Origin of the sequence: Neolewinella aquimaris (assembly GCF_014197245.1) — a bacterium.
GTDB lineage: Bacteria > Bacteroidota > Bacteroidia > Chitinophagales > Saprospiraceae > Neolewinella > Neolewinella aquimaris.
This window is the reverse complement of record NZ_JACIFF010000002.1, coordinates 24,770-39,641: the sequence shown is the minus strand read 5'-3', so window position 1 is coordinate 39,641 and position 14,872 is coordinate 24,770. Positions and strand designations below refer to the sequence as shown.

The window sequence follows — 14,872 nt, the reverse complement described above, 5'->3', positions numbered from 1 at the left end:
CCCTGCGCGCTCCCTCACTTTTTTCTAAACCTTTGGATATAATGACTGATACCACTCAATTACAAACTATTGCCGCACTCGACATCGGCACCACCAAAGTCTGTGCCCTCGTAGGGAGGCGCGATGAACACGGCCGGGTGGAAATTCTCGGTACCGGGAAGGTCGAATCGGAGGGCGTCATGCGTGGCGTCGTCTCGAATATAGAAAAGACGGTCCGCGCCATCACGGAAGCCCGCCGACTCGCCGAACAGGCCAGCGGACAGTCCATCGAGACGGTCCACGTCGGAATCGCCGGCCAGCACATCAAGAGCCTCCAGCACCGGGGCATGCTGATGCGCGACAACACCCACTCGGAGATCGGCCAGCGCGACATCGACCGGCTGATCGGCGACATGCACAAACTGGTGCTGCCTCCGGGAGACAAGATCCTGCACGTTATCCCCCAGGAGTATACCGTGGACAACGAGCAGGGGATCGTCGACCCGATCGGTATGTCCGGATCGAAATTAGAGGCTAATTTCCACATCATTACCGGCCAGATCACCGCCAGCAACAACATCAATCGCTGCGTCGAGCGGGCCGGTCTACGGATGGCTAACGTGACTCTGGAACCGATCGCCAGCTCCGCATCCGTCCTGTACGACGACGAAAAGTTCGCGGGAGTCGCCCTGGTGGACATCGGTGGCGGTACCACTGACATTACCATCTTCCAGGAGGGCATCATCCGGCACACGGCCGTCATTCCCTTCGGAGGACACGTGATCACTAAGGACATCAAGGCGGGCTGCACCGTGATGGAGGAGCACGCCGAAAAACTAAAGATCAACTACGGCAGTGCCCTCGCCAGTGAGGTGTACGAAAACCGCGTGATCGTGATACCCGGGCTGCGCGGTCGGGAGCCGAAGGAAATCAGCGAAAAGAACCTGTCCCTGATCATCCAGGCGCGGGCCGAGGAAATTCTCGACCACGTGCTGTGGGAAATTCGCCGGGCCGGATTCGACGGTAGTCAACTCATCGGAGGCATCGTGCTGACCGGTGGGGGAGCACTGCTGCGGGATTTCGACAAACTGACCATGCTGCACACCGGTCTGAGCGCCCGCATCGGGTCGCCGGTAGAGCACCTGGCGCACGGCTACACCGAACGGCTGACCAGCCCGATTTACGCGACCGGAGTAGGGTTGCTGTTGCAGGGATTTGCCGACATCGACGCCGGACGGGTAAAGCCCGCCCCCGTGAAGAAGGAGGAGCCCGTGACCGAAATGGAGCTCGAGGAGCAAATTAAGGAAGAGGCCAACGGACCGAGCTGGTTCGACAACGTCTTCCGGCGCACCAAGGAATGGTTCGAAGCGGAACCAGACCGGGATTTTTAACCCTAACCAGACCGCTTCTTATCATCCGCTGCTACGGCAGCCTTACCATCCAACTCAGATAACTCACTCGGAGCAGGAAGCACACATCGCCAGGCGATCGACCCAGCGCACCGAGATATAAAATAATAACCATGACTATCGACTTTCCACAGGGAGAATCTCCCATCATCAAAGTGATCGGCGTCGGCGGCGGCGGCAGCAACGCCGTCAACAATATGTACGAACAGGGTATCATCGGCGTTGATTTCGCCATCTGTAATACCGATCACCAGGCCATGGAGCTCAGCCCCGTGCCCACTAAAATCCAGCTTGGTCCCAACCTCACCGAAGGTCGGGGAGCCGGTTCAAAGCCCAACGTCGGCAAGCTCGCCTGCGAAGAAAGCGTCGAAGAAGTAAAGAAGTACCTACACAACAACTGCCGCATGCTGTTCGTCACGGCGGGAATGGGCGGTGGTACCGGAACCGGTGCCGCCCCGATCATCGCCCGTACGGCCCGGGAAATGAACATTCTTACCGTCGGCATCGTCACCCTGCCCTTCACCTTTGAGGGTCGCCGCCGCGCCAATAACGGTATGGAAGGCCTTCAGGAGCTGAAGGACAATGTGGACACCCTCATCGTCGTCTCCAACGACAAGCTGCGGCAGATCCACGGAAACCTCAACCTCAGCGAAGCCTTCAGCAAGGCGGACAACATCCTGACGACGGCCGCAAAGGGCATCGCGGAAATCATCACCGTTGCCGGTTACGTGAACGTCGACTTCGAGGATGTAAACACCGTTATGCGCGACAGTGGCGTAGCGATCATGGGTACGGCCAAGGCCGAAGGGGACGACCGGGCCCGCGTGGCGGTAGATCAGGCGCTCCACAGCCCGCTGCTCGAGGACAACGACATCCGGGGTGCGAACCACATCCTGCTGAACATCACCAGCGGTACCCGTGAGGTGACGATGGACGAGATCTTCGAGATCACCGAGTTCGTTCAGGAAGAGGCCGGCTACGGTACGGACCTTATCTGGGGTAACTGCTTCGACGAATCGCTGGGCGAACACATCAGCGTGACCGTCATTGCTACCGGATTCGGTAACCGCAAGGCAGCCAATCGCAACGTCGCACCCGAGCGGGAGGTCGTCCACCTGGACGAAGACCGTCGGGAGAAGCAGCGTCGGGCCTCCCTGGAGGAAATCACCGGAGAAGAGGACCCCGTCGGATACGGAAAACCCAACAGCCGCACGGTAGAGTTTGAGGACATGGAGGAAGCAAAGGCCCGGTTGCGGGCCCGCCGCCGCGACAGCGGCAGCTTCACCCAGAGCTTCATGCAGGAAGAGGAGGATGCCCGCCGGGATGCCCAGCGCCGGGAAATGGAACTGCGCGATCGGGAACGCCGGGAGGCCCTCCGCCAGCGCAGCGAACTGCCCAAACTGAGCAACCCCAAAGTGGTCAACGAACTGGAAAACCAGCCCGCTTACTTACGCCGCAACATTTCCCTGGATAACGTGAAGTCCAGCGAAGAGAATGAAATGAGCCGGTGGAGCATCAACGACGACGAGGACATGCCCCTGCGCCGGAACAACTCCTTTCTGCACGACAACGTCGATTAATTACGCTTAAACTTTTATGTCTTTATATCCACGTTAAAGCCGGTGCGCTTATGTACCAGCCTTAACTATTCACACCATTTTAGCTTTGGAGGCGGGTAGTGGGGGGTCAATCCCACTGCCCGCATTTTTATGTCGAACATGCCCGTTTCCGATCGTGTCCTATGGGTGCAACAAAGCCACGAACATGATCATAAGGACACTCCTATATGCCGTCATCCTTATTACTTCATTTGGGTGTAACGACGACGACCTGCCCGATCTCCTTAATCGCAACGAACCCAAAAACGTTACGGGCCTGAATTATGTAGAAGCGGAAGGAGGGGATTTTACGGAGCTCTACGATAAATTAATCACGACGCTGAACGGCAACACTGCAGTATCGATCGTTGCCCAGGTCGATCACGCCGCCAATGCGCAATCCGTAGGTGAATCCTTACGCCCTACGCGAACGGTATTGTTCGGAAATCCCCGGCTGGGCACTCCGCTGATGCAGATCAATCCGCAGGCGGGACTGGACCTACCCCAAAAAATGCTCGTGTACGAAGCAGAGGACGACGACGTCATCCTGGCCTACAACACCGTCGAGTACCTGGCGAATCGGCACGGGGTATCCGCGGCGTCCACCCTGGTCGATATGCGAGACGACCTTGGGGCACTGGCTGCCGGTGTGGGCAACGACAATGTTGTGAACGCCGCCGATAATGACGTCAGCCTGAACGAAGGAGTGATGGATATCACGGTAAGCGGATCGGTAGACAGCGTGTACGCAAAATTACGCGCCGCGATTGTGGGGAATGCTAATCTCCGCATCATCGCTGAGCTTGATCATCAGGCTAATGCAGCCTCCGTCGGCCTGGAACTTCCGGCCATGCGACTCATCGTGTTCGGCAATCCGCAACTCGGCACCCCCCTGCTGCAGGAAGAGCGGAGTGTCGGGATCGATCTGCCCCAAAAAATGCTGGTATATGCCCTCGGAGACGACAACGTCACGGTGGCCTACAACGATCCTTACTACCTCGCGGAACGTCACGACATCGATGAGGATACTCCCGAACTCGCTACGATTCGGGACGCACTTTCGGCACTTGCGCGGACTGCAGTCGGCCTGTAGGAAGGGGGTGGTTTCGAACAAAGTGCTTCCGCACAAACCTATAGTAGTATAAACTCAATCAAAGCGATGTCGGAAACTTAGCTTTTGATGGTTTATCAAACTTTACTGTTATTTAAATTCCACCGCCCTTTGGGGTGGGATATGTAAAAGCCCCCCGTCAAGATTTGGCGGGGGGCTTTCTTCTTTACCTGAGAGGTTCGCTTAGTTCAGCGTGTATTCGAGGGTGATGTTGGTGTCGAGCACCTTTGAGATCGGGCAATTTTCCTTGGCGTCGTTGATGATCATATCGAATTCATCCTTTTCGATGCCGTCGACGCGTGCCTTTACCTTAAGGTGGCTTTCGACGATCGTCTGATTCTGGAAGTCGATGGCACAGTCGGTGTGGAGTTCGGTGGCGGTGTAGCCCGCTTCATCGAGCTTAAAAGTGAGGGCCATGGTGAAGCAGCCGGAGTGGGCGGCGGCGATCAATTCTTCCGGGTTGGTTCCTTTGCCGTCTTCGAAGCGGCTTTTGTAGGAATAGGCGGTGTTCTCGAGCACTCCGCTCTTGGTGGTGAGGTTGCCGTTTCCGTCCTTTCCGGATCCTTTCCAAACGGCGATTGCAGTACGTTTCATGTGATTTGTTTTACTGCTGCTTACCGGAGATGGGTCGGATTTGTTCGGAGCGGTTAACTTACCCCCATGAAAATAGCCGTAGTAACGGGCGCCAACCGCGGACTGGGTCTGGAGGTCGTGCGCCAACTCGCCAAACTGGGATATCGGGTACTACTCACCAGCCGTACCGAAAGTGGAGCCGGCATCGCCCGGGAGCTACAGGGGCAGGGCATGGATGTCGCCTATCACCAACTGGACGTAGCGGACGGCCAGAGCATCGGTGAGTTTGCCCAGTTTCTGCGGGAGCGGCATCCCGTGATCGACGTACTGATCAATAATGCGGGCATTCACTACGACCGCCACCAGACTACGCTCACCGCCGACTTTAGCATCGTCAACGAAGCCTGGCAGGTGAATACGCTCGGTCCGTGGCGACTGTCCAAGGCCCTGTACCCCCTGCTGCGTAAGGGTGGAGGCGGGCGTATCGTAAATGTTTCCAGCGCGAGCGGCACCATCGCCGACAGTTGGCCGGGCACTCCCGCCTATGCCGTCACTAAGGCCGCCCTGAATATGCTCACCGTTAAACTGGCCGCCGACGTGGCCGAGGAAAAAATACTGGTTAACGCCGTATGTCCCGGATGGGTGCAAACGGATATGGGAGGCCCCGATGCACCCCGCACCGTAGCCCAGGGGGCAGCCAGCATCGTGTGGGCGGCGGAAATTGACGACGACGGGCCGACGGGTGGTTTCTTCCGCGACGGAGCGCCGCTGCCGTGGTAAGCTGAACTGCTACGACGGGTCTTCCAAACACACCTTGCGCTTAGTCAATTTCCTTGCACCCGCATGCCCGCCCTAAAAGCCGAACTGTGCGGGTAGCCAGGTACTGAGACCGGGAACCAGGGTAACGATCAGGAGCGCAAGCAGCATGGCTACGAAGAACGGCAACAGGGGGCGCACCACCTTGCGGATGGTCGTGCCCGCCACGCCGACCCCGATGAAGAGGACCGAGCCAACGGGTGGGGTACACAGCCCGATACAGAGGTTGAGGATCATGATGATGCCGAAGTGCACCGGGTCGATCCCGATCTGCACGGCCACCGGAAGAAAAATGGGGGTGAAGATGAGTACCGCCGGCGTCATGTCCATAAACACCCCGACGAAGAGCAGGATCAGGTTGATGATGATCATGATCACGATCGGATTGTCACTGGTCGCGAGCAGGAAGGTGGTGATGTCCTGGGGAATGTTTTCGAAGGCCATGATCCACGACATCGAGATGGAGGTAGCGATCAGGATCATCACGATGGACGTGGTACCCACCGCATTGAGGAATACCTGGGGTAGCTGGGAGAAGGTGACCTCACCGTAGGCGAAGGAGAGCAGCAGGCAGTAGAGCACCGCCGCCGCCGATGCCTCGGTAGCCGTGAAAACGCCCGCCACGATACCGCCGATGACGATTACCAGCAGCGCCAGACTCGGCAGGGCACTGATGAAGCTGCGGCCTACCTCACCGACCGAAAAGGTACCCCGGGTGGTATAACCCTTGCGCTTGGCCATAATGGCCGCCACGATCATGAGTAGAAAGCCCACCAGCAGGCCCGGCAGATACCCTGCCAGAAAGAGGGCAGCGATGGATACGCCGCCGCTGGCCAGACTGTAGACGATGAGAATGTTGCTGGGGGGAATGATGAGGCCCGTGGTCGAGGAAGTGATGTTGACGGCGGCGGAAAACTCCTTACTGTAGCCTTCCTTTTCCATGGCTTTACCTACCGTGCCGCCCACCGCGGAAGCTGCTGCGGCGGCCGATCCGGCGATGGCACCGAAGAGCATGGCCGCCATAATGTTTACGTGCGCCAGTCCACCCGGCAGGCTGCCCACCAGCGAACGGGCGAAGGCGATGAGCCGACGGGCGATGCCCCCCCGGTTCATGATCTCTCCGGCGAGGATGAAAAAGGGAATCGCCAGCAATCCGAAACTGTCGAGGCCCGTTGCCGTCTGCTGGGCCACCGTAGTGAGGGCCGGCAGGGTCGGTATACTGACCAGCATCGTGATGGTAGCGCTGATGCCGATACACCAGGCAATGGGCATTCCCAGGCCAATGAGTACGACAAAGGAGAAAACGAGAATGGCAACTTCCATCAGGTAGATTTAAGATCGGGCAGGCGGTAGAAGATGATGAGGAGTCCGCTGATCGGCACCACGGCGTAAATGATCGACATGGGGATGCCGAGGGCGGGAGAACGCTGGCCGAGCTCAGCCGTCAGCATGACCAGCCGGGTGCCGCCCACCACCATGACGCCGAGGGCGAACAGGATGATCAGGGCCGCAATGAGCCGTACGGGCTTGTTCTTAAGCAGGTCAATGGACAGGTGCATGCGCTGTCCGCTGGCGTAGGCCGCTCCCAGAATGCCGATCCAAATGAGCATGAAGCGGGCCAGCTCCTCCGACCAGCTGGCCTGATTGGACATGACGTAACGGGTGAAAACGCCCCAGAGGACATCCAGGGTCATGATGACGAGCATGATGACGAGGACGCCGCCCAGGATTCGGTCTACCTTATTCTTCATTGGGGGCCATTGCGATGATGCGCTCGATGAGCGAATAGATTTGGGGTTGATCGCGGTAAGTGTCGAGAATGGGGGCAGTCTGTTCGATGAAGGGACCCTTGTCCGGCCGGATGATCTCGACTCCGGCAGCCTGGACCGCGTCGAGGGCTTCCTGTTCGGCCTCCTGCCAGAGCTTGCGTTGGTAGACTACGGCTTCGTCGGCCGCCTCCTGCAGCCAGCCCTGCTGTTCGGGATTCAGGCGACTCCAGGCTTCGGTGCCGATGATGAGGACGTCGGGCACCGCCGTGTGCTCGTCGAGAGTGTAGAACTTACATACTTCGTAGTGGCGGCTCGTGTAGAAGCTGGGGGGGTTGTTCTCCGCGCCGTCAACCACACCTTGCTGGAGCGCGGTATAGAGTTCGCCGTAGGAGATTGGGGTAGGAGAGCCGCCCAGCGCCTTTACCATCTCGATCGCCGTAGCACTCTGTTGTACCCGGATCTTCTGGCCCTGCAGGTCACCGGGCACGCGTACCGGACGGTCTTTGGTATAGAAGGAACGCTGACCCGCATCGAAGTAAACCAGCCCGCGCAGGCGGAAGGGTTCGCTGCTGGTGAGGATCTCCCGTCCTAGTTCACTGTCCTCGAAGTCATAAACGTGCTGCCGGCTGCGGAAGAGGTAGGGGAGGGAAAGGACGGTGGCCTCCGGAGAGAAGTTCTCCAGAACCGCCGCCGACACCTTGGTCATCGACAGGCTGCCGATCTGCAGCAGTTCGAGCGACTGGCGTTCGGTGCCCAGTTGCTGGTTGGGGTAGATCGAGATGGTCAGTTCACCGTCGGATTTCTCGGCGAGCCGCTCGGCCATGTAGACCATTCCGAGGTGAACCGGGTGGCCGGTATCGAGCCCGTGGGACAGTCGCAGAACGCTCGTCTGCTGATCCGCGGTACACGCACCGGCCACCCCGGCCAGTATAAGTAATAGTAGAAAACGGGTCACTGTCGCAGTGTTTTGGCCGTTTCGATTGCTTCGCGGAGTTGATCGGTCAGTCCGGCAAAATCCCGGTCTACGAGCACATTATTACCGATCAGTTGGGAGCCGAGTCCGCAGCAAACCGCACCTGCGCTGAACCACCCCTTAAGGTTGTGCAGTTCGGTCGTCACTCCGCCGGTGGGCATGATGCTCGTCCAGGGTTGGGGACCACGAATGGCCTTGATGAACTCGGGGCCGTAGACGCTGCCCGGGAACAGTTTGACGATCTCGCAACCAAGTTCCTCGGCCCGGCCGATCTCGGAAAGCGAGGCGCAGCCCGGCAGGTAGGCCACCTTGCGGCGGTTGCAGACCAGGGCGACGTCCTCCCGCAGGGAGGCCGATACGATGAAACTCGCTCCCAACTGTAGGAACAGTGCCGCGGTTGGAGCATCGTTTACCGAACCGACGCCCATGACCATATCGGGCAACTCAGTGCGGGCGTAGAGGTTGAGTTCACGGAACACCTCGTGGGCAAAGTCCCCCCGGTTGGTGAATTCAAGGAGGCGGCCGCCGGCGTCGTAACAAGCCTTAAGGACCTGTTTGCCCAGCTCGGCATCTTGGTGGTAAAATAGTGGCATCACCCCTTGATCGTGGATGACGGAAAGCGCGTGTAGGCGAGAGTGCTTAGCCATAGATAGGTATATCGTTTGTTGTTAGATTAGGATTGACTTAGCGGGCTACCCGGCCCGAACCGTCGCCTTCGATCAGCTTCGTGACTTCGTCTACCGTCACCAGGTTAGCATCACCGTAGATGGTGTGCTTGAGGCAGGAGGCTCCAACGGCAAAATCGAGGGCGCGCTGTTTGTCGTCCTTATAGGTGAGCAGGCCGTAGATGAGGGCGGACATGAAGCTGTCGCCGCCACCGACCCGGTCGACGATGTCGGTAATTTGGTAAGTCTTGGTCTCGTAGAGGGTTTCGCCGTCGTAGAGCACACCGGCCCAACTGTTGTGGCTGGCACTGATCGACCCCCTCAGGGTGGTGATGGTCATTTTGCAACGGGGGAAGCGCTTCATCAGCTCCTTGAGTACGGGGAGGTACGCCTGGCCGTCCATTTCGCCGCCGGCGGTTACGTCCACTGCTTCGGGGTGCAGGCCGAAATGTTTCTCCGCATCCTCTTCGTTACCGAGGATCACATCGCAGCCTTCGACCAGGGCGGGCATAACGTCCATCGGGTCCTTGCCGTATTTCCAGAGCTTGGCACGGTAGTTAAGGTCAGTGGAAACGGGAACTCCGAGGCGATTAGCGGCCTGGATGGCTTCCAGACACGCATCGGCGGCACCCTGGGAGAGGGCGGGGGTGATGCCCGTCCAGTGGAACCAGTCGGCTCCTTCGAAGACTTTATCCCAATCAATCATGCCCTTTTCGATGGTGGCCATGCCGGAGTGGGCCCGGTCGTAGACTACCTTGCTGCCGCGCTGTACGGCACCGATCTCAAGAAAGTAGATGCCGAGGCGTTCACCGCCGCGGATAATGCTGTCGGTGTTTACGTTGCGCTTGCGCAGTTCCATCAGGGCACAATCGCCGATGTCGTTGTTCGGCAGGCGGGTAACAAAGTGGGCATCCATGCCGAAGTTTGCCAGGGCGACGGCAACGTTACTTTCTCCTCCGCCGTAGACGACGTCGAAGCTGCCGGCCTGGGAGAATCTTAGGTGATGGGGTGGGGTGAGGCGGAGCATGATTTCTCCAAAGGTGACAACTTTCATGAAGGGAAATTGAAGTATTTTTTCGCGTTGTTGTAGCAGATGTCCTGGATGAGGCCTCCGATGAAGGGGCGGTCGTCCGGCAGCAGGCCCCGCTCGATGTCGCTTCCGAACATATCGCACAGGAGCCGGCGGAAGTATTCGTGGCGGGGGAAGGAAAGAAACGAACGGCTATCCGTTAGCATACCCACGAAGCGGCTTAGCAGTCCCATATTGGACAGGGCGTTGATCTGCTTTTCCATGCCGTCGAGCTGATCGAGAAACCACCAGGCGGAGCCGTACTGCATCTTGCCGGCCATGCTGCCGTCGTTGAAGTTGCCCACCATGGTGGCCATTACCTCATTGTCGGCTGGGTTGAGGTTGTACACCACCGTCTGGGCGAGCTGGTCGCTGTTGTCGAGGGTGTTGAGCAACCGCGAGAGGCCGCGGGCCTGGCTGAAGTCGCCGATGCTGTCCACGCCGGCATCGGCACCGAGATTACGCAGAATGCGGTCGTTGTTGTTTCTCAGGGCACCGAGGTGAAACTGCTGGGTCCAGCCCAGGCGGTCGTATTCCTTACAGAGCTCGACGAGCAGGGCGGTCTGAAATTTGCGGGCTTCCGTTTCGCTGAGGCCGCGGCCGGCACGGGCACTGGCAAAGATGGTCCTTACCTCACCGTCGGTGTACCCCACGTCGAAGAGTTCGTTGAGGCCGTGGTCGGAAATGCGGCAACCAAGGCCGTGGAAGTACTCCATCCGGTTGCGCAGGGCTTCCAGTAAATCGTCGTAGTCGGTAATGTCGCGGTCGGCGGCTTCGGCCAGCTTGTCGATGTAGTCGTTGTAGCCCGCCGCGGCGATCAGGATCGATTTGTCGGGACGGAATCCGGGCACAACCCGGCAACTGAAGGGGTTGGCCTGGATGCTCCGGTGGTGCTCCAGCGAGTCGACGGGGTCGTCGGTGGTACAAATAACTTTAACGTCCATTCGCTCAATGAGGGAGCGGACCGAAAACTCCGGGCCCTGGAGCAGTTCCGTGCACTGGTCGTACACCCGATCGGCGTTGTCGGGCCCCAGCAGTTCATCCACGCCGAAGTAGCGGTCGAGTTCCAGGTGCGACCAGTGGTAAAGCGGATTGCGCATGGTGTAGGGCAGGGTAGCGGCCCAGTTGCGGTGCTTCTGCCGGTCGGAGGCGGATCCGGTAATGCCGTCTTCCGCAATGCCGTTGGCGCGCATTGCCCGCCATTTGTAGTGGTCGCCACGCAGCCAGATGTCCGTCAGGTTGGCAAATCGTTCGTCGCCCGCAATCTGGGCGGGGGGAAGGTGACAGTGGTAGTCGATGATCGGCATGTCCGCCGCGTAGTCGTGGTACAGGGCACGGGCGGCATCGCTGTGCAGCAGAAAATTCTCCGCAGCGATCGGGTTGTGGAGTCGGGTGGGCGTCATAGTGCGGCAATATAGCAATCCGGGATTGGCAAACCGTACCGGGCTATTCCGTTTTTCCGATTTTAGACCATGGTTGGTACGAATATCCCCCTAGAATTTGGCCACGGGTACTAGACTTCCGTCCACATCACCTCAAGGTTGACGTCGCGCAGCCGCTCTCCGTAGCGCCATTCGGGCGCGTTGGGGATGGTCACGGTCTTTGCCTTAAGCGCCTCCAAACTTGTACCACTCCGCTTCTCCTTTTTGACGTACTTCCGCAACGATTCGAGGTAGCCTTGGAACGCGCGCAAATCGTCCCGGTCGCCGGTCACGGGGTAGCTCTCCGCCGCGTGGCCGAACACGAAAATGGTGTCGCGATCGTAGGCCTTGCGCACTTTTGCGATCACGTCGATCCAGTTGGTCATGTTGCCCCCGGCGGCGGGGTCGATGTAGGGGAAGCGGCGGTTGAACACGAGATCACCCATGTGGGCGACGTTCGCGTTCTCGAAGTGAATCACCGCATCGCCACCCGTATGTGCCGGACCGAAGTGGCGCGCCGTTACTACTTCTTTTCCATTGGGCAGGACCGTGGTCCAATCCTTTTCGAAGGTTGTCGTAGGGAGTGGAATGGCCTCCCCCTCCGTTCGCTTTGCCTCGTTGGCTTCCAGATTCTCCCTGGTCCTTTGGTGGGCTACGTAATCTTTTGCGAGCGGAGCGATGACGCCGTTGCCCCCGGTATGGTCGCCGTGGTGGTGGGTGTTGATCAGCAGGTCCAGGCTAGCCATTTCGCTTGCTGCCTCTTCCAAGAAATCCCGGGCCTGCTCCGGAAACTGGCTGTCGACGACCACGCCCCCCACCGCCCCGCCCGGGGGTAGGTAATAGGCGATGGTTCCGCCGCGATTCGTGTAGTATCCTACGTTTCCCCTGATTTCGGTCGTATTGTAGACACCGGTTAGATTGCTATAGCCACGTACGGGCAGTAGCGGACCGGCCAGGGCCAGAGCGGCGGAAGTGCGGAGAAAACGGCGTCGGTACATAGTTGAGCGGGTTGGTCAGCGTAAGGTACACCCTTCGATCGCTCGGTGGCTGCCGGCAATTTCTTGAACATGCGTCACGGGGGCGGGGTCGCGGGTGCAGTGGAAGCAACTTAATAGCCGGCAAATTCGGTTATTGCACTATGCTACCCGCTGAGATCACCACTGTACGTTTACGACTTACTCTTCCCGGAGTGGCGGACGTGCCCGCCATGATTGCACTCGCCAACGACCCTGTAGTGGAGGAAATGACGCTGACCATGCCGTATCCGTACGGTGAAGCAGACGCGGTCGCTTTCATCAACCGGGCAAATGTCAGCCGGAAGGAGGGTAGCGCCTTCATGTACGCCATACGCCTGAAGGGCGTAGACGAATTTATGGGGGGTGTGGGGCTGCACATCGATCCAAAGTACGGGTACGGCGAACTGGGCTACTGGATGGGAGCGCCGTTTCGCGGAAAGGGGTACGTGACCGAAGCGGTTGGTGCCCTGATCGATCTGGCGTTCGAAACGACCGGTCTCGTACGCATTCAGGCGATGACCAGAGACCACAACCACGCCTCGGGTAAAATCCTGCTCAACAACGGAATGCAACGGGAAGCGGTGATGGAGGATCATACCATCAAGAACGGAGAGGTACAAACCGTCATTCAGTACCGCATCCTCCGCCGGGAGTGGACGAAGTAGTGTCAGCAAAAAAGGAAGTTGCAAAAACTATTCAAACAATTTGTATATATTTTGGGTCTGCCCTAACTTGTGACCGTTATGACGATAAAGCTAATCAGTTGCGGTGCCCTGCGCCCCGATCGACGTGCCATTTCCCGCACGATTGAAGACATTGCCGACGATGTTCATTCCAACCTGGCCGCCGAGTTCACCGATATCCTGCTGGCCGGGTCGCCGGTCGAGATCGACGTCTCCTTTAATCAGAGTTCGGCCTACCGGGCATTGCGCAAACTCGACATCGAGTACGAAATCGTAGAGTGATGGACAAGGTAAGGATCGATAAGTGGCTCTGGGCCGTGCGGATTTTTAAAAGCCGTACGCTGGCCACCGACGTGGTCAAAAAGGGTAGGGTAAAGCTGAGAAACGAACCGGTAAAGCCCAGTACCAACGTGACGGTCGGCGATCGCCTTACCGTAGTCAAGGAGGGCTTCAACCTGGAACTCGAGGTGGTCAAACTGCTCAACAAACGCGTCGGGGCACCCCTGGCCGTCACCTGCTACATTAACCACACCACCGAAGAGGAGATGAACAAGTACAAGGACTGGTTCGTCGGGAAAACCCAGGGAGAATTTCGGGAGAAGGGGAGTGGGCGTCCCACCAAGCGGGAACGGCGGACCATCGAGACCTTTAAGGACGACATACTGTGGGACGACGAGGATTAGCCCCCGCAATTCTCGAATAGGAATTCAATTCCCTTACCTTCGCCCCCCACAATTAAGACTATGCCACAAGCGGAGCCCGTAGGCGTTATCGGGGCGGGTACATTCGGAACGGCCATGGCCAACCTGCTGGCTCTCAACACCGAGGTCATGGTGTACAGCCGTAGCGAAGAACTTGCCGAACGCCTGAATCGGGAAGGATTCCGGTTCGGCGTGAAATTACACGAGCGGGTAACGGTAGTCAACGATTTCTCGCTGGTCGCCGAACGCTGTCAGCTCATTTTCCCCATCGTCCCGTCCGACGCCTTCCGCAGCATGATGCGCAGCATCACCGATCACCTGCGGCCCAACCACGTGCTCATTCACGGAACCAAGGGCCTCGACGTTACCGGCATTCAGGAAGACCAAATCCGTACCAGGGGAATCGAGCGTAAGAACGTACACACCATGACCGACGTCATCCGCCAGGAAAGCGTCGTAGTGCGCGTAGGTGCCCTTACGGGCCCCAACCTGGCCCGGGAGCTCCTCGACGGTCAGCCGTCCGCCTCCGTAATCGCGAGCAAGTTCGACGAGGTCATCGATCGTGCGAAACTGGTACTGAAATCCCACCAACTCCACGTGTTCGGCACCCACGACATGCTCGGTGCCGAACTGGCGGGGGTCCTCAAGAATGTGATCGCCCTCGGTTCCGGTATCCTGAAGGGGGTGGGGCTGGGCAAGAATATTCAGGCGATGCTCATTACCCGTGGCCTGGTCGAGATGGTGCACTTCGGGCAGGCGCTGGGCAGCGACAAGCGTGCCTTTTTCGGTACGGCGGGCATTGGCGATCTGATCGCGACGGCAACCTCCAAGAAAAGCCGTAACTATATGTTCGGCTACCGCATCGGCTCCGGGGAAACCCTGGCGGAAGTAGCTGCCACGAGCCCGGAGCTTGCCGAGGGAGTCCGCACCCTCATGATTACCCGTCACCTGGCCCGGAGCATGCGGCTGCGGGTACCGATCACGGAAATGCTCTACCAAATCGTATTCGAGGGCCACCCCGTGAACGAAGCCATGAACTACCTCATCACGTATCCCTACGACGTCGACGTTGATTTTCTATAAGCCCGT

16 protein-coding genes are annotated in these 14,872 nt (G+C 58.6%); 8 read left to right on the top strand and 8 right to left on the bottom strand.

Going from position 1 to position 14,872, the window contains the following annotated elements; translation table 11 throughout:
* Nucleotides 1-41 precede the first annotated feature (41 nt).
* The 3 genes from ftsA (at nt 42) to GGR28_RS04685 (ending at nt 4,079) form a co-directional block, all read left to right on the top strand.
* Entirely contained in the window at nt 42-1,370 is a 1,329-nt protein-coding gene (gene ftsA / locus GGR28_RS04695; protein ID WP_183494585.1) for a cell division protein FtsA, read from the top strand.
* Nucleotides 1,371-1,501: 131 nt separating this feature from the next.
* Nucleotides 1,502-2,968 (top strand): cell division protein FtsZ, encoded by a 1,467-nt coding sequence (gene ftsZ / locus GGR28_RS04690; protein ID WP_183494584.1) that lies wholly within the window; start codon nt 1,502-1,504, stop codon nt 2,966-2,968.
* A 184-nt stretch (nt 2,969-3,152) separates the two neighbouring features.
* The gene (locus tag GGR28_RS04685; RefSeq protein ID WP_183494583.1) at nt 3,153-4,079 is read left to right on the top strand and encodes a DUF302 domain-containing protein; all 927 of its coding nucleotides are present in this window, start codon (nt 3,153-3,155) and stop codon (nt 4,077-4,079) included.
* A 201-nt stretch (nt 4,080-4,280) separates the two neighbouring features.
* Here the strand turns inward: GGR28_RS04685 and GGR28_RS04680 are convergent, their stop codons facing one another.
* Nucleotides 4,281-4,691, bottom strand: coding sequence for an OsmC family protein (locus GGR28_RS04680; protein ID WP_183494582.1), 411 nt, complete (start codon nt 4,689-4,691; stop codon nt 4,281-4,283).
* Nucleotides 4,692-4,757: 66 nt separating this feature from the next.
* Between GGR28_RS04680 and GGR28_RS04675 the strand changes: the two genes are divergently transcribed.
* On the top strand, nt 4,758-5,450 hold the full coding sequence (locus GGR28_RS04675) for an SDR family oxidoreductase (RefSeq protein ID WP_183494581.1): 693 nt from the start codon (nt 4,758-4,760) through the stop codon (nt 5,448-5,450).
* 72 nt (nt 5,451-5,522) lie between these two features.
* Here the strand turns inward: GGR28_RS04675 and GGR28_RS04670 are convergent, their stop codons facing one another.
* From GGR28_RS04670 to GGR28_RS04640, 7 genes are all read right to left on the bottom strand, one after another.
* A complete protein-coding gene (locus tag GGR28_RS04670; RefSeq protein WP_183494580.1) occupies nt 5,523-6,809 on the bottom strand; it encodes a TRAP transporter large permease in 1,287 nt (428 codons plus the stop codon).
* Nucleotides 6,809-7,237, bottom strand: a complete 429-nt coding sequence (locus tag GGR28_RS04665) for a TRAP transporter small permease (RefSeq protein ID WP_183494579.1) — start codon at nt 7,235-7,237, stop codon at nt 6,809-6,811. The genes GGR28_RS04670 and GGR28_RS04665 overlap by 1 nt, the downstream gene beginning before the upstream one ends.
* Nucleotides 7,227-8,210 (bottom strand): TRAP transporter substrate-binding protein, encoded by a 984-nt coding sequence (locus GGR28_RS04660; RefSeq protein ID WP_183494578.1) that lies wholly within the window; start codon nt 8,208-8,210, stop codon nt 7,227-7,229. Before GGR28_RS04660 ends, GGR28_RS04665 begins: the two co-directional genes overlap by 11 nt.
* Entirely contained in the window at nt 8,207-8,875 is a 669-nt protein-coding gene (locus GGR28_RS04655; RefSeq protein ID WP_183494577.1) for a bifunctional 4-hydroxy-2-oxoglutarate aldolase/2-dehydro-3-deoxy-phosphogluconate aldolase, read from the bottom strand. The genes GGR28_RS04660 and GGR28_RS04655 overlap by 4 nt, the downstream gene beginning before the upstream one ends.
* Nucleotides 8,876-8,912: 37 nt before the next feature.
* Entirely contained in the window at nt 8,913-9,947 is a 1,035-nt protein-coding gene (locus GGR28_RS04650) for a sugar kinase (RefSeq protein ID WP_183494576.1), read from the bottom strand.
* The gene (uxaC, locus tag GGR28_RS04645; RefSeq protein ID WP_183494575.1) at nt 9,944-11,365 is read right to left on the bottom strand and encodes a glucuronate isomerase; all 1,422 of its coding nucleotides are present in this window, start codon (nt 11,363-11,365) and stop codon (nt 9,944-9,946) included. The genes GGR28_RS04650 and uxaC overlap by 4 nt, the downstream gene beginning before the upstream one ends.
* Before the next feature lie 110 nt (nt 11,366-11,475).
* Nucleotides 11,476-12,381 carry an MBL fold metallo-hydrolase gene (locus GGR28_RS04640; RefSeq protein WP_183494574.1) on the bottom strand — a complete coding sequence of 302 codons (906 nt, stop codon included), beginning with the start codon at nt 12,379-12,381 and terminating at the stop codon, nt 11,476-11,478.
* Between the two features lie 140 nt (nt 12,382-12,521).
* On the opposite strand from GGR28_RS04640, the gene GGR28_RS04635 reads away from it, so the two are divergent.
* The 4 genes from GGR28_RS04635 to GGR28_RS04620 all read left to right on the top strand — a co-directional run bounded on the left by GGR28_RS04635 (nt 12,522) and on the right by GGR28_RS04620 (nt 14,866).
* Nucleotides 12,522-13,064: a GNAT family N-acetyltransferase gene (locus GGR28_RS04635; protein WP_183494573.1), complete on the top strand. Its 543-nt coding sequence runs from the start codon at nt 12,522-12,524 to the stop codon at nt 13,062-13,064.
* A 78-nt stretch (nt 13,065-13,142) separates the two neighbouring features.
* Nucleotides 13,143-13,364 carry a hypothetical protein gene (locus GGR28_RS04630; protein ID WP_183494572.1) on the top strand — a complete coding sequence of 74 codons (222 nt, stop codon included), beginning with the start codon at nt 13,143-13,145 and terminating at the stop codon, nt 13,362-13,364.
* Nucleotides 13,364-13,765 (top strand): RNA-binding S4 domain-containing protein, encoded by a 402-nt coding sequence (locus GGR28_RS04625; RefSeq protein WP_183494571.1) that lies wholly within the window; start codon nt 13,364-13,366, stop codon nt 13,763-13,765. The genes GGR28_RS04630 and GGR28_RS04625 overlap by 1 nt, the downstream gene beginning before the upstream one ends.
* Nucleotides 13,766-13,825: 60 nt before the next feature.
* Nucleotides 13,826-14,866, top strand: coding sequence for an NAD(P)H-dependent glycerol-3-phosphate dehydrogenase (locus tag GGR28_RS04620; RefSeq protein ID WP_183494570.1), 1,041 nt, complete (start codon nt 13,826-13,828; stop codon nt 14,864-14,866).
* The last annotated feature ends 6 nt before the right edge of the window (nt 14,867-14,872 follow it).